Origin of the sequence: Pseudomonas sp. RGM 3321 (genome assembly GCF_022836805.1) — a bacterium.
Classification (GTDB): Bacteria; Pseudomonadota; Gammaproteobacteria; order Pseudomonadales; family Pseudomonadaceae; genus Aquipseudomonas.
The window spans coordinates 83,890-104,726 of record NZ_JALHBH010000110.1 but is presented as its reverse complement, the minus strand read 5'-3'; the positions used below and the strand labels follow the sequence as shown (position 1 = coordinate 104,726).

General features: G+C 60.8%; 16 protein-coding genes. 12 read left to right on the top strand and 4 right to left on the bottom strand.

What is annotated here, in order from left to right; genetic code table 11:
- Positions 1–66: 66 nt before the first annotated feature.
- The gene (locus tag RGM3321_RS14510; protein WP_244393635.1) at positions 67–969 is read left to right on the top strand and encodes an alpha/beta hydrolase; all 903 of its coding nucleotides are present in this window, start codon (positions 67–69) and stop codon (positions 967–969) included.
- On the opposite strand, the gene RGM3321_RS14505 is transcribed toward RGM3321_RS14510, so the two are convergent.
- Entirely contained in the window at positions 963–2,303 is a 1,341-nt protein-coding gene (locus RGM3321_RS14505; RefSeq protein WP_244393633.1) for an MATE family efflux transporter, read from the bottom strand. The genes RGM3321_RS14510 and RGM3321_RS14505 overlap by 7 nt on opposite strands.
- Positions 2,304–2,583: 280 nt before the next feature.
- Between RGM3321_RS14505 and RGM3321_RS14500 the strand changes: the two genes are divergently transcribed.
- Entirely contained in the window at positions 2,584–7,533 is a 4,950-nt protein-coding gene (locus tag RGM3321_RS14500; RefSeq protein ID WP_244393632.1) for an alpha-2-macroglobulin, read from the top strand.
- A gap of 160 nt (positions 7,534–7,693) precedes the next feature.
- Here the strand turns inward: RGM3321_RS14500 and RGM3321_RS14495 are convergent, their stop codons facing one another.
- Positions 7,694–7,987, bottom strand: coding sequence for a hypothetical protein (locus tag RGM3321_RS14495; RefSeq protein ID WP_083183920.1), 294 nt, complete (start codon positions 7,985–7,987; stop codon positions 7,694–7,696).
- A gap of 95 nt (positions 7,988–8,082) precedes the next feature.
- On the opposite strand from RGM3321_RS14495, the gene pbpC reads away from it, so the two are divergent.
- On the top strand, positions 8,083–10,431 hold the full coding sequence (gene pbpC / locus RGM3321_RS14490; protein WP_244393631.1) for a peptidoglycan glycosyltransferase PbpC: 2,349 nt from the start codon (positions 8,083–8,085) through the stop codon (positions 10,429–10,431).
- Positions 10,432–10,451: 20 nt separating this feature from the next.
- On the opposite strand, the gene RGM3321_RS14485 is transcribed toward pbpC, so the two are convergent.
- Complete coding sequence (locus RGM3321_RS14485) at positions 10,452–10,859, bottom strand: response regulator (protein WP_244393626.1); 408 nt, start codon at positions 10,857–10,859, stop codon at positions 10,452–10,454.
- Positions 10,860–10,901: 42 nt separating this feature from the next.
- Complete coding sequence (locus RGM3321_RS14480; RefSeq protein ID WP_244393625.1) at positions 10,902–11,108, bottom strand: Flp family type IVb pilin; 207 nt, start codon at positions 11,106–11,108, stop codon at positions 10,902–10,904.
- Positions 11,109–11,430: 322 nt separating this feature from the next.
- Between RGM3321_RS14480 and cpaB the strand changes: the two genes are divergently transcribed.
- The 9 genes from cpaB to RGM3321_RS14435 all read left to right on the top strand — a co-directional run bounded on the left by cpaB (position 11,431) and on the right by RGM3321_RS14435 (position 20,803).
- A complete protein-coding gene (cpaB, locus tag RGM3321_RS14475; RefSeq protein ID WP_244393623.1) occupies positions 11,431–12,390 on the top strand; it encodes a Flp pilus assembly protein CpaB in 960 nt (319 codons plus the stop codon).
- Positions 12,391–12,410: 20 nt separating this feature from the next.
- The gene (locus RGM3321_RS14470; protein WP_244393622.1) at positions 12,411–13,661 is read left to right on the top strand and encodes a type II and III secretion system protein family protein; all 1,251 of its coding nucleotides are present in this window, start codon (positions 12,411–12,413) and stop codon (positions 13,659–13,661) included.
- Positions 13,658–14,848, top strand: coding sequence for a pilus assembly protein (locus RGM3321_RS14465; RefSeq protein WP_244393620.1), 1,191 nt, complete (start codon positions 13,658–13,660; stop codon positions 14,846–14,848). Before RGM3321_RS14470 ends, RGM3321_RS14465 begins: the two co-directional genes overlap by 4 nt.
- Positions 14,848–16,104, top strand: a complete 1,257-nt coding sequence (locus RGM3321_RS14460; RefSeq protein WP_244393619.1) for a CpaF family protein — start codon at positions 14,848–14,850, stop codon at positions 16,102–16,104. Before RGM3321_RS14465 ends, RGM3321_RS14460 begins: the two co-directional genes overlap by 1 nt.
- A gap of 18 nt (positions 16,105–16,122) precedes the next feature.
- The gene (locus tag RGM3321_RS14455; protein WP_244393617.1) at positions 16,123–17,007 is read left to right on the top strand and encodes a type II secretion system F family protein; all 885 of its coding nucleotides are present in this window, start codon (positions 16,123–16,125) and stop codon (positions 17,005–17,007) included.
- Between the two features lies 1 nt (position 17,008).
- Entirely contained in the window at positions 17,009–17,893 is an 885-nt protein-coding gene (locus tag RGM3321_RS14450; protein ID WP_244393616.1) for a type II secretion system F family protein, read from the top strand.
- 37 nt (positions 17,894–17,930) lie between these two features.
- Positions 17,931–18,632 (top strand): hypothetical protein, encoded by a 702-nt coding sequence (locus RGM3321_RS14445; RefSeq protein WP_244393614.1) that lies wholly within the window; start codon positions 17,931–17,933, stop codon positions 18,630–18,632.
- Positions 18,629–18,901, top strand: coding sequence for a DUF3613 domain-containing protein (locus RGM3321_RS14440; RefSeq protein WP_244393613.1), 273 nt, complete (start codon positions 18,629–18,631; stop codon positions 18,899–18,901). Before RGM3321_RS14445 ends, RGM3321_RS14440 begins: the two co-directional genes overlap by 4 nt.
- Before the next feature lie 111 nt (positions 18,902–19,012).
- Entirely contained in the window at positions 19,013–20,803 is a 1,791-nt protein-coding gene (locus tag RGM3321_RS14435; RefSeq protein ID WP_279614016.1) for a protein-disulfide reductase DsbD, read from the top strand.
- Positions 20,804–20,837 lie beyond the last annotated feature (34 nt).

The window sequence follows — 20,837 nt, the reverse complement described above, 5'->3', positions numbered from 1 at the left end:
TGCGGCACTGGGGCGAAGCGCGACGGTCTCAGGCATATCCGACTTATCTGCCAGAGCCCTTCCCTTATGATACGAGTGATTTTCCTGGCACTGATGACGGGTGCCGTACTGGCAGCATTGTCCGGTTGCTCGCCCTTGAAGCTGCTCAACACGTTGAATCCGACCGGCCCTGTCGATCATGTCTACGGGCTGGCCTACGGGCAGGATCCACGTAACACGCTGGACGTTTACACCCCACAGGCTAAAACGGCCAACGCGCCAGTCGTGGTGTTTTTCTATGGTGGCAGCTGGAACACCGGTTCGAAAGCCGATTACGCCTTTGTCGGCGAGGCTCTGGCTGCGCGTGGCATGGTCGTCGTGATTGCCGACTACAGGCTCTATCCGCAGGTGCGCTACCCAAGCTTTCTGGAAGATTCAGCCAAGGCGCTGGCCTGGGCGTACAAGCATGCAAAAACCTACGGTGGCGATCCTGACCGCTTGTACGTGATGGGCCACAGTGCAGGTGCCTATAACGCAGCGATGCTGGCGCTCGACCCGCGCTGGCTGGCCCGTGAAAGGTTGTCGCCGTCCATTCTAAGCGGCTGGATCGGGATGGCCGGGCCGTACGACTTTCTGCCTATCGAGAACGCCGATGTGAAACCGGTGTTCTTTTTCCCCAACTCACCGCCTGACTCGCAACCCATCAACCACGTCAGTTCCAGTGCGCCCCCTGCGTTGCTGATGGCCTCGAATACGGACTCGCTGGTCAACCCCAAACGCAACACCGGTGGCCTGGCGCGGGCATTGCGCGAGGCGGGTGTACCGGTACGCGATCTGTATTTCTCGCGCACCAACCACGGCACGCTGGTCGGCGCCTTTGCCAAGCTGTTAAGCGGCCTGGCACCGGTGGTCGACGAGGTCGACATGTTCGTCAATCACACCCCGCAAAGGCTCGCGGAAAAGAACCGTGCGGCCTTGAAGAGTCAGTGAACGAACCAGCCGTCCCGGCGTGTCAATCGCCAGGCAATAGCGCCAAGGCTCAGGCCGCGCAGCAGGGTGAAGGCCAGAAACGTCAGCCATAGCGCGTGATTGCCATGGCTGGAAGCCAGATAAGCCACCGGCGCGATGCCTGCTGCGCTGAACAGCATCGCGTTGCGCATTTCACGCGCACGAGTGGCACCGATGAACAGCCCGTCCAGCAGGTAACTCCAGACGGCCAGCAGTGGCATCAGCGCCAGATATGGCAGATAGGTCATGGCCGTTGCGCGAACCTCGGGAATATCGGTCTGCACGCTGACGAACCCATGCCCGCCCACCAGAAACAACAGCGCAAATGCCACGCTGGCAATCAGTGACCAGCCTCCGGCGACCACCAGCGAGCGCCGCAACGTATCCCGGTCACGCGCACCAATGGCATGGCCGCACAGAGCCTCGACCGCATGCGCCAGCCCGTCCAGTGCATGGGCAGTCAACAGCAGGCCGTTGAGCAGCAACGCGTTGGCGGCAACCGTTGCGTCACCCAGACGAGCACCTTGCACAGTGATCAGGAACATCACCGATTGCAGCGCCAGTGTGCGCAGAAAGATGTCTCGATTGACCGCCAGCAAGGGTCTCCAGTTGCTCCATAGCCTCAGGGCTGACCAGACGATCTGCCCCGGCCAGGCGCGCAAGGTCTTGCGGGCCAGCAGCAGACCGAGCACTACCCCGGTCCACTCTGCCAGCACCGAGGCACGTGCCGAACCGACCACGCCCCAGTCCAGCCCGATGACGAACCATAGGTTGAGCGCAATATTGACCAGGTTGGTGATGAGCAGAATGGCCAGTGGCGCTCTGGCGTTCTGCGCGCCGAGAAACCAGCCGACCAGCGCATAACTGGCCAGCGCCGCAGGCAGGCCGAACAGCCGGGTGTGGAAGAAATCCAGGGTCATTTGCAGCAGATCGGCAGACGGCTGCATCATCGCCAGCGCCAGATGGCTGAACGGCAAGGCGATCACACCCAGCAACAATGCCAGCCCGACGGCCAGCAACATCCCCTGCAACAAGATCCGGCGCAGCGCAGCACTGTCATTGCGCCCTGCCGCCTGCGCGGCAAAACCGGTGGTGCCCATGCGTAGAAAACCCATGGCCCAGGCAAGGAAGGTGTAAAGCGTCGACCCGACCGCGACGGCACCCAACTGATGCGCGTGCGGCAGATGACCGATCACTGCGCTGTCGACCAGCGCTACCAGCGGAACGGAAATATTCGACAGAATCATCGGCGCAGCCAGCGCCCAGACACGACGATGGGTTGAGCGATGACGCCAATCGTTGAGCAACGTGGACATGAGAACTCCCGGCAAGGCGAGCATTGTAGCCAGAGCGCCGAGGCTTTGCTGTTCAGATGATGGTGGCCCGGCCCTGAATGTGCAGCGCAGCGAAAATTTGTGACGCGGAGCGTCACCCAAGGCATTCCCACGCTGGGGCGTGAGGAACGCTAGCCATGCTCTGTGTCCTGCGCTGGCGTGTGAGGAATGCCAGGGACTACCTGTTCAATCTGACAGTAATACTTGTCATCACGACTGTTATATAGTCGCACCCTCTCTACCGTTGCCGATGAGTGCCACCATGTTCAACAAAGGATTGTTTCTGGCTTGCGCGCTTGCGTTGCTGAGCGCCTGTGATTCCTCCTCTCAGGATAAGCCTGCGCCAGCCGCGGCAACCACGACTCAGGCAACGGTTACCGATACAAAGCCCAAACCCGCAGTCGACCTCGCCGCGCTGAGCAAGCGCTACGCAGGACGCGAACTGACCGTGATCGACGTGTCGGAGATCCAGATCGACGGTGCAAGCGCCTTGTCGGTGAGTTTTTCTGTCCCGCTCGATCCGGAACAGAAGTTCGGCGAAAAACTCCATCTGGTGGACAGCAAAAACGGCAAGGTCGACGGTGCCTGGGAACTGTCGGACAACCTTATGGAATTGCGCCTGCGTCACCTGGAGCCGCAGCGCAAGCTGGTGCTGACCGTCGATGCCGGTCTGCAGGCCGTCAACAAGGCCACACTCGCGGCCGAATACATCAGCCGTCTGGAGACCCGTGACCTGCAAGCCTCCGTCGGCTTCGCCAGCCGTGGCAGCCTGTTGCCGACGCGTCTGGCCGAGGGCCTGCCGGTCATCGCCCTGAACGTCGACAAGGTGGATGTCGAATTCTTCCGGGTCAAACCCGACTCGATGCCCAACTTCCTCGCCCAGTGGGACGGCGCGTCGAGCCTGTCCAGCTACAGCTCCGAAGAACTGCTGCCCATGGCCGAACTGGTCTACAGCGGCCGTTTCGACCTCAAGCCTGCGCGCAATACCCGTGAAACCCTGCTGCTGCCGATAGCCGGTATCAAACCTCTGCAACAGCCGGGTGTTTATCTGGCAGTCATGCGCGCTTCGGGGACCTACAGCTACTCGCAGCCGGCCACCCTGTTCACCCTCAGTGATATCGGCCTGTCAGTACACCGTTACAGCAACCGTCTGGACGTCTTCACTCAGGCGCTCGAGGGCGGCAAGGCCCTGAGCGATGTGAGCATCGACGTGTACGACGACAGCGGCAAGGTTGTCGCCCAGGGCAAGACCGACAGCGACGGCCACACTCAACTGCCGCTGCCAGCCAAGGCCGCAGTGGTGCTGGCGCACAAGGACGAACAGACCAGCATGCTGCGCCTGAACAGCTCGGCGCTGGACCTGGCCGAGTTCGACATCTCCGGCCCGCAGGCTCACCCGCTGCAATTCTTCATTTTCGGCCCGCGTGACCTGTATCGCCCCGGTGAAACAGTGCTGCTCAACGGCCTGCTGCGTGACAGCGACGGCAAGAACGTCAAGCCACAACCCATCACCGTCGAAGTGCGCCGCCCTGATGATCAGGTCAGCCGCAAATTCGTCTGGGAAGCCGACAGCAGCGGTTTCTACCAGTATCAATTGCAACTCGCCGATGAAGCGCCAACCGGTCGCTGGCAACTGGTGTTCGACCTGGGCGATGGCAAACCGCAGCTTTATGAGTTCAAGGTTGAAGACTTCCTGCCTGAGCGCCTGGCTCTGGAACTCAAGGGCAGCGACACGCCGGTTGCGCCTGCTGACAACCCCGAGTTCGATATCACTGGCCGCTACCTGTACGGCGCTCCTGCCTCAGGCAATACCCTGACCGGTCAGGTCTACGTGCGTCCGCTGCGCGAAGCCGTGCCGAAACTGCCGGGCTATCAGTTCGGTTCGATCATCGAAGAAGACCTCAAGCACGACCTTGAGCTTGAGCCCGTTACGCTCGACGCCGAAGGCCACTCGACGCTTGCCGTGCAGAGCGAATGGGCGCAAGCCAAATCACCACTGCAACTGATTCTGCAAGCCAGCCTGCAAGAGTCCGGCGGGCGTCCGATCACCCGTCGTCTGGTGCAGCCGATCTGGCCTGCCGAGCACTTGCCCGGCGTGCGCGCGTTGTTCGGCAGCAGTGCAGGCAGCGATGACTACGACGACGAAGCCGGCAAGGGCGAGGCGCAGACCAACGGCGACGGCCCGGCCGAATTTGAAATCGTGATGGCCGATGCCGCAGGCAACAAACTGGCCGCTGATAATGTAAAAGTCCGGTTGATTCGTGAGCGCCGTGACTACTACTGGAATTATTCGGCCAACGATGGCTGGAGCTACCACTTCAACGAGAAATTCCTCAACCTGAACGAGGAAACCCTCAACATCACCAAGGACTCAACGGCCAAAATCAGCTTCCCGGTCGAGTGGGGCCCGTACCGTGTCGAAGTGGAAGACCCGTCCACCGGCATGGTCAGCAGCCTGCGCTTCTGGGCGGGCTATCGTTGGCAGGACAACACCGATGGCGGCGCGGTCAGGCCGGATCAGGTCAAGCTGGCGCTGGACAAACCGGCCTACACCCACGGCGACACCGCCACGGTGACCGTCACTCCACCCGCAGCGGGCAAGGGCTATCTGCTGGTCGAGTCCAGCGAAGGTCCATTGTGGTGGAAAGAAATCGACGTGCCGGCCGAGGGCAAATCATATGAAATCCCGCTGGACACAAAGTGGGCGCGCCACGATCTGTACATCACTGCTCTGGTCATACGCCCCGGCGAGCGCAAGGCCAACGTCACACCGAAGCGCGCAGTGGGTGTGCTGCACCTGCCGCTGAATCGTGCGCAACGCAAACTGGCGCTGACGGTCACCGCACCAGAGAAAATGCGCCCCAAGCAGCCGCTTAAACTCAAGATTGTCGCCAAAAATGCCGATGGCAGCGTGCCAAGGCAGGTGCAAGTGCTGGTGTCGGCAGTGGACGTCGGCATTCTCAATATCACCCGCTACGCCACGCCCGACCCGTTTGCCAGTCTGTTTGGCCGCAAGCAGTATGGTGCGGACCAACTGGACATCTACGGCCAGTTGATCGAAGCCGGTCAGGGACGTCTGGCCAGCATGGCGTTCGGTGGTGATGCGCTGGCCAAAGGCGGCAAGCGTCCGGACACCAGCGTGACCATCGTGGCACTGCAAAGCGCGCCGGTTACTCTGAACGACGCGGGTGAAGGCGAAGCGAGTGTCGACATTCCTGACTTCAACGGCGAACTGCGGGTCATGGCTCAGGCCTGGACCGACGACCGCTACGGCATGGCCGAGGCGAAAACCGTGGTGGCTGCGCCGATCATCGCCGAGCTGTCGACGCCGCGTTTTCTGGCCGGTGGCGACCAGACCAGCGTCGCGCTGGACATCTCCAACCTGTCAGGCAAAGCGCAAAAGCTGGACGTGAAGATCAGCGCTGAAGGCCAGTTGAGCATTCCTGGCGGCGATCAGAGCAAACCCTTGCAACTCAAAGAGGGGCAGCGCGTCACCCTTAAAGTGCCGGTACTGGCGCAGGGTGGACTGGGTCAGGGCAAAATCAAAGTGTTGGTCGAAGGTCTGGACCTGCCCGGTGAAACCCTGCCCGCCTTCACTCGCGAGTGGAGCATCGGTGTGCGCCCTGCCTACCCGGCGATGCTCAGGCATTATCGCGCCACTCTCAACGAGCAAAGCTGGAGCCTGCCGGACGGTGCACTTGAAGCTTTCGAGCCTGCCGGTCGCGAAGCCATGCTGTCGCTGTCGAGCCGTCCGCCGCTGAACATTGGTGAACAGATTCGGGCACTGAAGGCCTACCCGTACGGTTGCCTGGAGCAGACCGCCAGCGGCCTGTATCCATCGCTGTATGCCGACGCGGCGACGCTCAAGCGTCTGGGCCTGAGCGGCGAACCGGATGCCGAACGCAAGCGCAAGGTCGAGATCGGCATCGAGCGCCTGCTGGGCATGCAACGTTACAACGGCAGCTTTGGCCTTTGGGGCTCGGACAGCGACGAAGAGTACTGGCTGACCGCCTATGTCACCGACTTCCTGCTGCGCGCCCGCGATCAGGGCTTTGCCATACCACCGGACGCGCTGAAGAAAGCCAGTGAACGCCTGCTGCGCTATTTGCAGGATGCCGGGCAGATTCAGGTCAATTACAGCCAGAACGCCGAACATACGCGCTTTGCCGTGCAAGCCTATGCGGGGCTGGTGCTGTCACGCAGCCAACAGGCTCCGCTGGCGGCCTTGCGCAGCCTGTTCGACCGACGCAGCGACGCCCGCTCCGGGCTGCCGCTGGTGCAACTGGCGGTCGCGCTGGAGAAGATGGGCGACAAACCGCGTGCCGATCTGGCCCTGAGTGCCGGCCTGGCGGTCAGCCGCAAAAATGAATGGCTGGCCGACTACGGCAGCTCGCTGCGTGATCAGGCACTGATCCTGGCCTTGCTGGAAGAAAATGATCTCGCCAGGGAAAGGCGTGACGAGCGCCTGTTTGCCTTGGCGGACGAAGTGGCCGCCAATCGCTACCTGTCCACTCAGGAAAGCAACTCGCTGTTCCTTGCGGGTCGTAACCTGCTGGGTAAGGCGGAGAAGGACTGGACCGCCAGCCTCGCCAGCGGCACTCAAACCCGCGAGCTGAGCAACAAACAGCCGGGCCTCAAGCTGGACGGTGCGCTGCTGGCTTCGCCGCTTTCGGTGCACAATCAAGGCAGCGAACCGCTCTATCAGCAACTGACCGTTTCCGGTTATCCCACCCAGTCGCCTGCGGCCGGTGGCGAAAACCTGAGCATTCGTCGCCAATACCTGAGCCTGAGCGGCGCGCCACTGAACGTCGGCGCCCTGAAAACCGGGCAACTGGTGCTGGTGCATCTGGAGATTGGTGCCAAACAGCGCGTACCGGATGCGTTGGTGGTGGACCTGCTGCCTGCGGGCCTGGAACTGGAAAACCAGAACCTGGCGCAAAGCTCGGCAAGTCTGGAAGACGCCAGTGAAGAAGTGAAGACGATCCGCGAGTCGATGGAAAACGCCGGGATCAAGCATCAGGAATATCGCGGTGATCGTTACGTGGCGGCGCTGGATATCGACGGCAGCAGCACCGTGCACCTGCTCTACCTGGCCCGTGCAGTCACGCCAGGTACGTACCGCGTGCCGCCGCCGCAGGTCGAATCGATGTACCGTCCGAACTGGCAGGCACTGGGCGATGCGCCTGCGCAGATGGTGGTAAAGGGGAAATGATCGCTGACTGACTGATTGGAAATGCTTACCTGCGGGAGCGAACTTGTTCGCAAAGGGGCCAGTTCATCCACTGAGGATGTATCGTCAGGAATAGAGCCTTCGCGAACACGTTCGCTCCCACAAAGGCACGCGCTTACAGCGTGGAGGCGGAGTTAGCGCATTAATGAATGATCCAGCTCAGCAACCACAGGCCCAGCGCCAGCCAGATGATCCCGAGGATGATCGAGGCGCGCATGAATGCCCGGATAGCCGAGTAAAGCAGCATCAGGCCGATGATCAGTGCGACGATGCTGATCAGTGAAGTGTCCATGCCCAGCGTGCGGGACAAGCCATCGACAAAATTTCCTCCAGCATGGGTAAACCCGTTGAACAACCACGCCAGACCGTCGACGAAGAAGCGAATCACCGCGCCGATGGCCTGCCCGAGCCATTCAAAAAAGCCTTCTACCTGCATATGTACGTCCTGATTGGGGTCGTGAAGAAAATGATCTGTCCGCTTTGGCCGTCGCAAGGCGTGTCAGGTTCCGTGGATCATAAAGGCTCTTTGTGTTGAAACCTGAATTTCTTCTGCGTCTGCGGCAAAAACTCAAGTGGCTGGCAGGCGCGATCGTGCTGCTGATCGCCCTGCTTTGGCTGGCAGATCGCCTGTGGCCGTTGCCTCTCCCCAAAGACGATCTGGCCCGCGTCGTGCTGGCCGAGGACGGCACACCGCTGTGGCGCTTTGCCGATGCCAATGGCGTGTGGCGCTATCCGGTCAGTAACGAGCAGGTTTCACCTTATTACCTCGAAGCCCTGCTGACCTACGAAGACCGCTGGTTCTACAGCCATCCTGGCGTGAACCCGCTGGCGCTGGTGCGCGCCACCTGGCAAAACCTCAGTGGCGCGCGCGTGGTATCCGGTGGCAGTACGCTGTCGATGCAGGTGGCGCGGCTACTCGACCCGCACTCGCGTACGTTATCCGGCAAGTTTCGCCAGTTGTGGCGCACATTGCAGCTTGAGTGCCACCTGTCGAAGGATGAAATCCTCAGCCTGTACCTCAATCGCGCGCCATTCGGCGGCACGTTGCAAGGGGTGGCGGCCGCCAGTTGGGCGTATCTGGGCAAATCCCCACACAATCTGACCCGCGCCGAGGCTGCATTGCTCGCGGTGCTGCCACAGGCACCCAGCCGTCTGCGGCCGGACCGTCATCCACAACGGGCGCAAGGTGCCCGCGACAAGGTCCTGAGGCGTCTCGCCGAGTTTCAGGTATGGCCGCAAGCCAGCGTGGACGAGGCTCTGGAAGAGCCGTTATGGCTGGCACCGCGACAGGAGCCCAGCCTTGCGCCGCTGCTGGCCAGACGCCTTAATCGCCCCAATAGCCCGCCGCTGATCCGTACCACGCTGGATGCCTCACTGCAACGGCGCATGGAAGACCTGCTGATGGGCTGGCGCGCGCGCCTTCCGGAACGGACCTCGGCAGCGATTCTGGTGGTCGAGGCAGAAAACATGGCCGTGCGCGCTTATGTGGGTTCAGTGGACATCAACGACGCCAAACGTTTCGGGCATGTGGACATGGTGACGGCGCTGCGTTCGCCCGGCTCCACCCTCAAGCCATTCCTGTACGGCATGGCAATGGATGCCGGGCTGATCCACTCCGAATCACTGATGCAGGACGTCCCGCGTCGCTACGGTGACTACCGGCCAGGCAACTTTTCGACCGGTTTCGGCGGGCCGATCGCGGCCAGTTCGGCTCTGTCGATGTCGCTCAACCTGCCTGCCGTGCAGTTACTGGAGGTCTATGGACCGAAGCGCTTCGCCGCCGAGCTGCGCAATGGCGGCGTGCCGCTGACCCTGCCGCCGCTGGCCGAGCCGAATCTGGCGCTGATTCTGGGAGGTGCGGGCAGTCGGCTGGAGGATTTGGTGACGGGATACAGCGCCTTCGCTCGTGGCGGGCGAAGCGCCGATGTTCGATTGCAACCGCAGGACCGATTGCGCGAACGGCGGATGATGTCGCCAGGGGCAGCATGGATCATCCGGCGCATCCTCAGCGGCCAGTCGCGTCCGGATATAGACCCGCGCGCCGAGCTGGTGCAGCGCCCGCAACTGGCCTGGAAGACCGGCACCAGCTATGGCTTCCGCGATGCCTGGGCGATTGGCGTGGGGTCGCGTTTTCTGGTCGGGGTATGGATCGGTCGCCCTGACGGCACACCGGTGCCGGGGCAGTTCGGGCTGGCGTCGGCAGCGCCACTGATGCTTCAGGTTCATGATGTGCTGGTCAATCGCGACAGCCAGCGCGGGATCGCTGCGCCGGTTCAACCGGTGCCGCTGAATGTCGGCGTGGCTGCAATCTGCTGGCCGCTGGGTCAACCGATGAGCAAAAGCGACCCGAACTGCCGTCGCCAGCGTTTCGCCTGGACTCTGGACGGCACCACGCCGCCAACCTTGCAGGCGGCCGATCAACCGCTTGGCATGGGCTTGCAGGAACGTGTCTGGATCAACGCCAAGGGCTTGCGCGTGGCTGCCGGTTGCCCGGACGCTCAAGCACGGGACATTGCGCTTTGGCCTGCCCCTCTGGAACCCTGGCTGCCCAGGGCCGAACGACGCGAAGCCCGTCTGCCACTCGCCGACCCGGACTGCCCGCCACAGAACCTCAACCTGGCGCCGCCGATTAGCATCGTCGGCGTGCGCGAAGGCGACAACCTGCGCCTGCCAGCGAGCAGCCGTCAGGCGCTGCGCCTCAGACTCTCGGCCCTGGGCGGCAGCGGACATCGCTGGTGGTTCATTGACGGCGCACCACTGGCGGACACCGACACCCGGCAAGACTTCACCCCGACCCTGAGCAAACCGGGCCGTTATCAATTAAGCGTACTGGACGAAAGCGGCCAGACCGCGAGGGTTGAATTCAGCGTGGTGGAGTAAAGGTTACGAAAACAATGTGGTCACTGAACCTGAAAGATTTTCGGCTCGGGGAACAGGTTGTTGAGCGTTTCCAGCAGACGAACGTGGTAGATAGGTTTGCGGAACAGGTCCAGCACGTGCAGGCGCAACAGGTCGCTGACGTCATCCATGTCAGCGTGGCCAGAGGTCACGATGACAGGCAGGTGCTGACGCGACGTGTGCTCGCGCAGGTGGCGGATCAACTGGAGGCCACTTTCCTCCGGCATCCGCAGATCGGTAATCACCAGCGCGATATCCGGATGGGCTGTCAGCTGGTGCAGGGCCATTTTCACGGACGACGCCGTGAAACAGCAGAACCCCTCGCCTTCGAGCAGTTCTGCAAGCTCCTCGTTTGCGTCCTCTTCGTCATCAACCAACAGCAGCTGTTGGCGGGTAGGATGGACAGCCATGTGGTTATCTCGACAGGAATGAACTCAGGGCACAATAATAAACTAACTTACCGCCGTCCCACCAAGGGCGATGACAATATCATTGAATTTTGCTTTGATGGCGGTCCCCATCGGTGTCACAAACGCAAACAACACCAACGCCACCATCGCAACGATAATGGCGTATTCAATGGCTGAGGCCGCCTCTTTATCTCTGATAAACGACTGAATTCGAGTGTAGACGCTGACGTACAGCTGGGTAAGGAACATCTCATTTCTCCTTGCGCCTTGAAGGCGCCGATAAACCGTCTTGCGCATGTATCCCCTTGCAATACCAGCATTGCCTTCAATCAAAAAACCCACAATCTCAATAAAGCATTAACCGGAAAGTTATAAGCCCGGCCGCCCCCACGCCTGGCTCGGTCAAACGCTATGTTATTCACGCAACAGCATTTTTATACCAAAGCACAATGGCATTCTGAGTGCCATGAGCTAACGTCACATAACGGACGGGAACGTCGTCCGCCGCGCCTGATTGCGAAGTTGCCGCACCGGTTTGAAGTTGTCCTGCGATGACAAAGGGAACGTTGCCATGAGCAGTCGCATTACCATGGTGCTTGCTGTCCTGTTTTTGCTGGGGGCGTTGATTGCCGGTTATCTGGGAATCGCCGTCAGCAAACCGGCCGAGGCACCTGCAGTTGTCACTCCACCCACGGTGCCTGTCGCCACCGAAACAACGACTCAAACGCCCCCGACTCCGCCCGTCGAGGATGCGTTGCGCCACAATGTCGTGGTTTTGGCCCGAGACGTACCGGCCTATACCCCCATCACGGCTGAAGACCTGACCGTAGAACGCCTAAAGGTCGCACCGCCTGGAAGTTTCGAGCACAGCGACAGGCTGGTGGGCCGCAGCAGCTGGCGAGCACTGACAGCCGGAACCTGGCTTAGCGAGAACAGTTTTGAAGCAGGCGGCACGCTGGCCCGGATGATTCGCCCGCATGAGCGCGCATTGGCGTTGCAGGTCGACGAAGTGACTGGCGCATCCGGGCAGCTCAGCCCGGGCGACTATGTGGATGTGCTGCTTTACCTGCCTGAGGACACCAGCAACCCGAATCGCTCCAGCCAAGTGGTAGTCCCCGCCCTGCGAATTCTCGGGGTTGGCGGGCTGCTCGGCCCGGACCGCAACGGCAAGCCGGTGCAGGACATCAACGCTGACGAACGCCTCAAACAGGAACAGCAGCGGATCAACGCGCGAACCGTCACTGTCGCGGTGCCGGAAGCCTTGCTGGCAAGGCTGATGCTGGCTTCGCAAACCGGTGTTCTGCGTCTGGCCGTGCGCAGCGCCGACGAGGGCAACCTGCAGGATTACTGGGCGAGCGAAGCCGGTAGCCGTGATGCAGCCGAACGAATGGACTCCGCCAACCGCCAACTGGTCAGCTTCCGACAACTGAGCCTGAGCACAGCCAATTCGCCGACACCGGGCACAGCCACTCACACGCCTCGCGCAGTCGAGGTCATACGCGGTAACCAGATCACGCAACAAACTCCCTGATTGAGCAAGGATTGCATTTGATGAGCTGTTGTTCCGTGCCAGTAACAAAACCCCGGCTGCTGGCGTTAGCCTTCGCGGCACTGTCTGCACAATCAGCCTGGGCCGCTTCCAGCAGTTGTGCAGGGCTTGCTGCAATGCCAGCGGCGGTGGAAATCGATCAGGGCATTCAGCAGGAAGTGCGCTCACCTGTAGCCATCACCCGCATTGCCGTGGGCGACCCGAAAATCGCCGATGTGCATGTCAACGGCAACGATGGCTTTCTGTTGACGGGCGTTGCGCAGGGCACGACCAGCCTGATGGTCTGGACCGCCTGCGCCACCGCCCCGCGCCAGAGCATGGTGTTCGTGCGCGGTCGGGCCACGACATCGATGGTAGAGAGCGTCCCTGCGCCCTCTGCCGATGCCCGGTTACCCAGCCAGGTGCAGACCGACATCCGCTTTATCGAAGTCAGTCGCACCAAACTCAAGGAGGCCAGTACCTCGATATTCGGCAAGGGCTCAAACAACTTTTTGTTCGGTGCGCCTGGCACGGTTCCCGGCGTCAACGTCACCCCCGGTACGGTGAGTGGCACAAGTCCAAGCATTCCGTTGAACAACAGCAGTTTCAATATTGTCTGGGGCGGTGGAAGCAGCAAGGTGCTGGGCATGCTCAACGCCATGGAAAACAGCGGCTACGCCTACACCCTGGCACGCCCCAGCCTTGTTGCGCTCAATGGGCAAAGTGCAAGCTTTCTGGCCGGAGGCGAGTTCCCGGTGCCTGTGCCCAATGGCGAGAGCAATGGTATTTCCATCGAGTACAAGGAGTTCGGTGTACGCCTGACCCTGACGCCGACAGTAGTAGGTCGTGACCGAATCCTGCTAAAAGTCGCCCCCGAAGTCAGCGAACTGGATTTCTCTGCCGGTATCACAATCGCCGGCACAACAGTGCCAGCGCTCAATATCCGCCGCACCGACACCAGCATTGCGCTTGCCGACGGAGAAAGCTTTGTGGTCAGTGGGCTGATCAGCTCCAGCAACGTCGGCTCCGTAGGCAAATTTCCCGGTCTGGGTGACATCCCCATTCTCGGCGCGTTTTTCCGCAACTCGCAAATCCAGCGCGATGAACGCGAACTGCTGATGATCGTCACCCCGCACCTGGTTCAACCGCTGGCTGCCAACGCGCAACTGCCCTCGCTGCCGGGTGAGGGGCTACGCACCTATGATCCGAGCTTTCCACGCCTGTACTTTCTGGAAAACGGCGACTTCGACCGCCGCGACGGGTTATCCAAATGAGCCAGAGCCTGAGCCAGACGTTCCTGGCAATCACCCGCAACAATACTGATCTGGAATGGCTGCAGAGTGCCCTTGGCTCACTGGGCCAGGTGGTCAGCGCAGGCACCGGCAGCCTCGACGATCTGCTCGCGCTGGTGGACGTGACATTTGCCAGCGTGGTGTTCGTCGGGCTGGACCGTGAGCATCTGATGACCCAGAGCGCCCTGATCGAGAGTGCTCTGGAAGCCAAGCCGATGCTGGCCATCGTCGCGCTCGGCGATGGTATGGATAACCAGCTGGTGCTCAACGCCATGCGTGCCGGGGCGCGGGATTTCGTCGCTTACGGCTCTCGTTCCAGTGAGGTCGCCGGTTTGGTAAGACGCTTGAGCAAGCGCTTGCCTGCCGTGACGCCCAACCCGAGCATGAGCGGCCTTTCAGTGCTGTATGGCGTGCAAAACGATGGCGACGGTGCCTTGATTGCGACTCATCTGGCGCTGGTGGTGCACAAGACCGGGCAACGCACCCTGTTGCTGGACCTGGGTCTGCCACGCGGCGACAGTCTGGCGATGCTTGGCCTTGAATCCTCGTTCAGTTTCGGCGACGCCCTGCGCCATCTACGCAGGCTCGATGCAACATTGATCGACAGCGCATTCACCACCAGCGAAAGCGGTCTGCGCATTCTTGCCTACGCCGAAGCCGACGATCATCTGGAGCAGTCCAGCGCAGCCGAGCTGTACATGCTGCTCAGCGCGCTGCGCCAGCATTTTCAGCATGTGGTCGTGAACCTTGTAGGCCAGCCGGACAGCGAGGCGCTGCGCTCGCTGGTCAGCCATTGCGATCAGTTGCTGTGGTACGCCGACCAGAGCGTGCTGGGTTGTCGGCGCAACCTGACAGTGCTCAATAACTGGCGTGAGAAAGGCATGAGAATGCAGCACGCCGGCCTGTTGGTCGATCGCTATCAGCGCTCGGTCGCACCCAATTCGGAAACCGTGGCCAAGACCTTCGGCCTGCCGGTGCTGGCCGTATTGCCTCTGGCACCAGAGCTGCGCCTCAACGCCAAAAACCAGGGCGTGACGCTGTTCGAGCTGGCCTCACGCGATGCGTTGTGTACCGGGCTGCGTCGGCTTGGTGAACATCTGGCACGCAATGCCGAGGCTCACGAAAAACCTGATCAGGGCTGGCTCGCTCGACTGTGGGGGAACAGGTAATGGCGGAAAAACTGTTTGGTATTTCGTCGCGCACACAAGGCAAGGCCGACGACGGACAAGGCCTGAAACTGGTGCTGCACCGTTACATCATCGATGGCATTGAAGAAAGCGGCAAAAACCTGCTCGAAGGCTCACGACCGGCGCTGGCGCAATTTGTCATCGACAAGGTGGCCGAATACGTTGCGCGACTGCGGCTGGCCATCTCGCGCTACGAAATGGAGCGACTGGCTGAAGAGCTGGTTGATGAGCTGACCGGTTTCGGCCCGCTTGAAGTGTTGCTGCGCGACACGTCGGTCACGGAAATTCTGGTCAACGGGCCGAGCAAGGTGTTTGTCGAACGCGATGGCGTGCTGCACCACACCGACCTGCGCTTTATCGACTCACACCACGTCGAGCGCGTGATGCAGCGCATCCTCGCGCCACTCGGGCGGCGCCTGGATGAATCTTCGCCCATGGTCGATGCGCGCCTGCCCGACGGCAGTCGGGTCAATGCCATCATCCCGCCGATTGCGCTGGACGGTCCTTGCCTGTCGATTCGGAAGTTTCGCAAGGACATGCTCAAGAGCGCAGATCTGGTGGCCATGCAAACCATTGATCAATCCATTTTCGAGTTTTTTCAGGAAGCGGTCGGCAAACGCTGCAACATCCTCGTCAGCGGCGGTACCGGCACAGGCAAGACCACCATGCTCAACGTTCTGAGCCAGTTGATCGACAGCAACCAGCGCCTGGTCACTATCGAGGACGTTGCCGAGCTACAGCTCAGCCACCCGCACGTGGTGCGTCTGGAAACCCGCCCGCCCAATGCCGAGGGGCATGGCGAGGTGCGCGCCAGCGACCTGATTCGCAACTCGCTGCGGATGCGCCCGGACCGCATCATCCTCGGTGAGATCCGAGGTGTCGAAGTGCTTGACGTATTGACGGCGATGAACACCGGCCACGACGGCTCCATGAGCACCGTTCACGCCAACAATGCACAGGATGCTCTGCTGCGCCTGGAAACACTGGTTGGCCTGACCGGGCGACTGATCCCGGAAAAGACCCTGCGCCAGATGGTCTGCGCGGCGCTGGATGTGATTATCCAGCTGGCACGCCTGCCTGATGGTCGACGCTGTGTCAGTGAAGTGGTGGAAGTGGTCGGCATGCGCGATGACATCTATGTCACCAATACACTGTTCCGCCTTGATCGCCGCACCGGGGTCGGTTTCATGCGCGAAGCTGCACATGCCGCTGGCGATAAGCTGCGGCCAGGCTACTGAAGTGCTCAGGGAGGCGGCATGAATGCATCACTGGTGCTCGGCCTGATTTCCTTACTGCTGCTGACTGCGTCCATTCGCATGTTCTATCTCGCGCTCAATCAGGACGCCAGTGAACGGGTCAGACAGCGTCTGACGGCCGGGCAAGCCCAGCCAGTGGTCGAAAAGACCGGATGGACCTACCTGGATCGGGCCTTTTTGCGTGCAGGACTGGGTCAGTCGACCGAGCGCATGGGCCTGGTGTTGACGCTGTATGCGCTACTGATTCTGATCGGCTATGGACTGGGTGACGGCATCGGCGCAGTCAGCGTGCTGCTGGCGGTACCCCTGACCCTGCGCATATTCGTATCGTGGCGCTATGAGGTGCGCATGCGCCGCATGATCCAGCAGCTGCCGCAACTCCTCGACCACACCGTACGCAGCCTCAAATCCGGCAGAACCCTGGCCGACGCGGTACTGCACGGCATCGATGCCACGGACCAGCCGCTCAAGGACGGCATGAGCCGGATCGAGCGTAACGTACAGCTGGGCGTCAGCCTGCCGGATGCGGCGAGGGACTTTGCCGAACTGTATGAACGCGACGAGTTTCATCTGTTTGCCATTGGCTTGCGGGTCAACCATCGATATGGCGGCAATGCCAGCGAGCTGATGGAAAACCTGATCAAACTGATTCGTGACCGGGAACAGACCGGTCGCCAGTTGCGCGCAATGACCGGTGAAACCCGCATGACAGCAATAGTGCTGGCGCTGCTGCCAGTCGGCATGGCCGGTTACTTTCTGGCAGTGAACCCCAGCTATCTGCTGCATATGTGGAGCGATGACAGCGGACAGGTCATGTTGAGCATGGCATTTGCCCTGCAGGTTGCGGGATGTGTGGTGCTGTGGCGCATGTTGAGGAGTATTTGAGATGGAACTGTTACTCGGTGTATTGATGTTCGCCACTGCTGCCTTTTTGCTCCTGTCCGGTATGGCTCGCCAACGCCGTAACGAACGTTTGGTGGCTAGACGATTGAGGGGCCAGGTGATTCGCGAAAGCCGCATCGGCAGCCTGCTTCGGTTGCTCGGCGATACCCGCGTTGGTCAGCGCAGCGTCAGCCTGGACTCGGAAACCCAGATTTTGCTCAATCGAATCGGCTGGCGGCGCGCCAGCAAACGCTCATTGTTTGCAGCTTGCCAGGTCGGCGTTCCGCTCGGCATGATGGTCGTAGTCATTGTGGCCCAGCTGCTGCTTTTCAAAGGCGTCGAGCAGCCGCTCATAGCACCAGTATTTGCCTTGGGAATTGGTTATCTGCTGCCCAAACGGATTCTCGCGGCCGTCGCGCAGCGCCGCCAGAAACAAGTGGTGGTGGAAATTTCTACGTTTATCCCGTTGCTGCGCATCCTGTTCGAGTCCGGCATGGCAGTCGAGCAGGCGCTACGCGTGCTGAGTATTGAAGGTAAAGACCTGCTGCCGGTGCTGTCCGAGGAAATTCGCGTGGTGCTGGTACGGGTCGACTCGGGCCTGGAACTGGGCGAAGAGCTGCGAAAAACCGCTGCCGTGCTGGCCGTCGACGAACTGAGTGACACCTGCGTGATCCTCAATCAGTTGATTCACCAGGGCGGCGGCGCCCTGAAGTCTCTGCTCGCGCTCAAGCAACTGATTGACGACCGACGCCTGACCCGCCTGCAGGAATATATTTCCAAACTGTCGGCAAAAATGTCGGTGGTCATGATGGTGTTTCTTTTTCCGGCCCTGCTGATCGTATTGGCGGGCCCCGGATTTATCGCCATAAGCCGCGCACTGGGCAGTTGAGCACCAGTGCTACTCGTGCACGAAAGGACGCATTGCAATGAAACCAGTGATCGCTCTAATCGGGCTGCTGTTACTGAACGGATGTACCAGTGACGGTCGCACGCTCTGGACGCAGGCCACGGCTCAGTCCGGCCAATGCCCCAAACTGACATCGGATCAGGAGTTCTCCCTGAACCTGGCTCAGAACATGGCAGATGAGGGACGCCTGCATGCCAGCCTCGCCAATCTGGAAAGCCTGCCGGACACCCTTGGTGAGGTTCGCCTGCGCAAAGCGCGGGTATTGCGGCTGTTGGGCAGCAACGAAGCCGAGCCGCTGTATCGCAGCCTGCTGGGCACCTGCCGGGCAGCCGAGGGTGAGCATGGGCTGGGACAACTGGCTGCGGCGCGTGGCGACAACGTGCTGGCCCAGCAACATCTGCTCATGGCCAGCAAACTGCAACCGACTGACGAAAAAATCCGCAACGACCTGGGCGTTGTCTATCTCAATCAGTTGAAACTGGAACAGGCGCGCTTCCAGTTCCTGACCGCCATGGAGCTCAAACAGTCCGATCCGCTGGCGGCAATCAATCTGGCCACCTTGCTGATCTACCAGAACAAATGGACGCAAGCCGCCGAACTGGCTTCCCGCGCCGGACTGACGCCCGAGCAGATCACCGAGGCCCAGGCGCGTGCCGAAAAAATCGGAAAAACCCGCGCCACACCTCTCGCGTCCGCCAGTACAACAGGAGCACAACCATGAAAGGCGCACTCGTTGGCAGCATTATCACCCTGTTTATCGTCAGCAGCGCCTGGGCTGCGAGCGAAGAGCAATCCGCCCCCGCGCAGAAACAGACTGAAACCTGGCTGCAACTGCAAGCCAGCGGCAAGGCTGCATCGCCGACGCCGCAGATCAATACTGCCGCCGAGCGTGACCTGAGCCTGCAACGCTGGCTGGAAACCTATAAGTACAATATTCCCGAGCACTACGAACAGGAGGCTGGCGGCAAGTTTTCATCGGGTAGCAAATAGCCTCGCGAGGTTGTTCTTTCACCTGGCAGACACTACACCTTACAAACCTCCTGTCAGCAGGCCGCGAAACACTCCGCTATCATGCGCGGACTTTCGAGATTCGAGACTGCCATGCGCCGTTTGTTATGCCTGATGTTATTGATCCTGGCCCTGCCCGTCTCCGGTGCCGGACTGCTGGACACCCGTCCGTCGCCAACCCTGGGCGGCGGCTCTCTGGATAACAGCAAGGATTTCCTGCCGGTGCGTCAGGCCTTTCAGTTGAGCCTGATCGAAACCACACCAGAATCGATCAAGCTGAGGCTGGTCGCCACCGATGGCTATTATCTGTATCGCCATCGTTTCCAGTTTCGCACCGAGCCTGCTGATATCGGCCTGGGCGAAGCGCAACTGCCCAAGGGCGAGCAGAAACACGACGAATACTTTGGCGATGTCGAGGTCTATCACGGCATTCTCGACATCGATCTACCACGCAAACCCGGTGAACAACGCCCCTTCACGCTCGCTGTCACCTATCAGGGCTGCGCCGACAAGGGCCTGTGCTACCCGCCTGAAACCGAGCGTTTGAACATTGGCGATGTGCCCGCCAGCCCTGCCGCCCCGGCATCCGCCACTACAGCAGCCACCGCAGCCGCATGGAGCTGGAAAGAACTGGCGCTGTTTTTCCTCGCAGGCGTAGGCCTGACCTTCACCCCCTGTGTACTGCCCATGCTGCCGATTCTGTCCGGCGTGGTGCTACGCGGCAAGGTTGGCGGCCTGCGCGGCCTTAGCCTGTCACTGGCTTACGTACTGCCGATGGCGGCCTGTTTTGCCTTGCTTGGCGCGCTGATGGGTATGTTTGGCGCGAGTCTGAATCTTCAGGCACGCCTGCAATCGGCCTGGGTGCTGGTGCCGTTTTCGGCGTTTTTCGTGATCTTTGCCATCGCCATGTTTGGCGCTTTCGAGCTGCGTCTGCCGCAGTCGATCAGTTCTCGTCTGGATCGCATAGCGGGTAAGACGGAAGGCGGATCACTCTGGGGAGCCGCAGTGTTGGGCGTGGTTTCCAGCCTGCTGGTGTCGCCTTGCGTGTCGGCCCCGCTAGCCGGTGCGCTGCTGTATATCAGCGCCAGCGGCGATGCTGTCGGTGGCGGGTTGAAACTGTTTGCGCTGGGCCTGGGTATGGGCGCGCCATTACTGTTGATAGCAACCGGTGGTGCTACATGGCTGCCGAAAAGCGGGCCTTGGCTGGTCACGGTGAAAAATGCAATCGGTGTACTGCTGCTGGCACTGGCCATCGGCTTGCTGAGCCGCGTCCTGCCGGGGCCGATCACCTTGCTGCTGGTCGGTCTGCTGTCTGCTGGTGTTGCGCTGTTTCTCGGCGCACTGGAGTTCACTGAAAAGACCACTCGGCAAAAGCTTGCTCAACTGCTGGGGCTGGCACTGTTGGTTTACGCGCTGGCCAGTTGGTATGGCGCGCTGTCCGGGCAAACCGACCCGATGCGTCCGCTGGGCCGCGACTACGCCACGGCAAACAGCCCGGCAGTCGCATCAACCTCGAACCAGTGGCTGACGATCACCACCTCGGCCGAACTGGACCGTGTGATGCAGGAAGCGCAAAGCGCAGGCAAACCGCTGTTACTCGACTGGTACGCCGACTGGTGCATCAGTTGCAAGGTCATCGAGCACGAAGTTCTGCCCGATCCAGGAGTCGTTGCCGGGTTATCGGGTTACAGTCTGGTTCGCTTCGACATGACCGACAGCAACACAGAGCAACGTGCCCTGCTCGACCGCTACAAGCTGTTCGGTCCTCCCGCGCTGCTGTTTTTCGCTAAAAACGGCGAAGAGCTGCAAAATGTGCGAGTCGTCGGCGAAATCGACGCCGCGGGCCTGATTGAACGCTTGAATAGGACAAATGACCGAAACTAAACGGTGAGTCACAAACTTTGCGCGAATATCGCTC

What these genes read in the sequence shown, in the direction of transcription:
- RGM3321_RS14510 (WP_244393635.1), top strand. Translation starts at nt 67, where the DNA reads ATGATACGAGTGATTTTCCTGGCACTGATGACGGGTGCCGTACTGGCA.
- RGM3321_RS14505 (WP_244393633.1), bottom strand. Translation starts at nt 2,303, where the DNA reads ATGTCCACGTTGCTCAACGATTGGCGTCATCGCTCAACCCATCGTCGT.
- RGM3321_RS14500 (WP_244393632.1), top strand. Translation starts at nt 2,584, where the DNA reads ATGTTCAACAAAGGATTGTTTCTGGCTTGCGCGCTTGCGTTGCTGAGC.
- RGM3321_RS14495 (WP_083183920.1), bottom strand. Translation starts at nt 7,987, where the DNA reads ATGCAGGTAGAAGGCTTTTTTGAATGGCTCGGGCAGGCCATCGGCGCG.
- RGM3321_RS14485 (WP_244393626.1), bottom strand. Translation starts at nt 10,859, where the DNA reads ATGGCTGTCCATCCTACCCGCCAACAGCTGCTGTTGGTTGATGACGAA.
- RGM3321_RS14480 (WP_244393625.1), bottom strand. Translation starts at nt 11,108, where the DNA reads ATGTTCCTTACCCAGCTGTACGTCAGCGTCTACACTCGAATTCAGTCG.
- cpaB (WP_244393623.1), top strand. Translation starts at nt 11,431, where the DNA reads ATGAGCAGTCGCATTACCATGGTGCTTGCTGTCCTGTTTTTGCTGGGG.
- RGM3321_RS14470 (WP_244393622.1), top strand. Translation starts at nt 12,411, where the DNA reads ATGAGCTGTTGTTCCGTGCCAGTAACAAAACCCCGGCTGCTGGCGTTA.
- RGM3321_RS14465 (WP_244393620.1), top strand. Translation starts at nt 13,658, where the DNA reads ATGAGCCAGAGCCTGAGCCAGACGTTCCTGGCAATCACCCGCAACAAT.
- RGM3321_RS14460 (WP_244393619.1), top strand. Translation starts at nt 14,848, where the DNA reads ATGGCGGAAAAACTGTTTGGTATTTCGTCGCGCACACAAGGCAAGGCC.
- RGM3321_RS14455 (WP_244393617.1), top strand. Translation starts at nt 16,123, where the DNA reads ATGAATGCATCACTGGTGCTCGGCCTGATTTCCTTACTGCTGCTGACT.
- RGM3321_RS14450 (WP_244393616.1), top strand. Translation starts at nt 17,009, where the DNA reads ATGGAACTGTTACTCGGTGTATTGATGTTCGCCACTGCTGCCTTTTTG.
- RGM3321_RS14445 (WP_244393614.1), top strand. Translation starts at nt 17,931, where the DNA reads ATGAAACCAGTGATCGCTCTAATCGGGCTGCTGTTACTGAACGGATGT.
- RGM3321_RS14440 (WP_244393613.1), top strand. Translation starts at nt 18,629, where the DNA reads ATGAAAGGCGCACTCGTTGGCAGCATTATCACCCTGTTTATCGTCAGC.
- RGM3321_RS14435 (WP_279614016.1), top strand. Translation starts at nt 19,013, where the DNA reads ATGCGCCGTTTGTTATGCCTGATGTTATTGATCCTGGCCCTGCCCGTC.